We start from the raw sequence: 383 nt of genomic DNA, 5'->3' as shown, positions 1-383 counted from the left end.
GCGCCCTGAGCGGCGCTTACGACAGCGCCACCCCGCTGGACACGCTGCGTCAGCAGCTCAAGCCCCACGCCGACGACCGCGTGCGCGAAACCGACTACGACCGGATGGGCCGCATCAGCGTCGAGCGCAGCCTCGGCGTCCAGATAGCCAGCGCCGACGGCCAAAGCCAGAACGTGGTCACCGCCATCACTCGCTACCAGTACAACGCGCTGGGCAAGGTGACGCAAAAGACCGACGCCGCCGGCCAGGTCACCGACTGGCGTTACGACGCGCAAGGCCGGGAAACCCGACGTCAGGACGCCGCCTATACCGACTACGAAGGCCGCAGCGTGCGGCCGACCAGCGACAGCGAATACAACGGCCTGGACCAGCTCAGCCGCCAG

1 protein-coding gene is annotated in these 383 nt (G+C 68.4%); it reads left to right on the top strand.

The window, feature by feature from the left end; all coding sequences use genetic code 11:
- The coding region (locus ACODSD_RS24800; RefSeq protein WP_488878613.1) for an RHS repeat domain-containing protein at positions 1-383 on the top strand (383 nt) is incomplete at both ends.

It is taken from the genome of Chromobacterium sp. FG22 (assembly GCF_057809415.1).
Note: the sequence above shows the minus strand (reverse complement) of the source record. Positions and strands in the feature narration are given on the sequence as shown.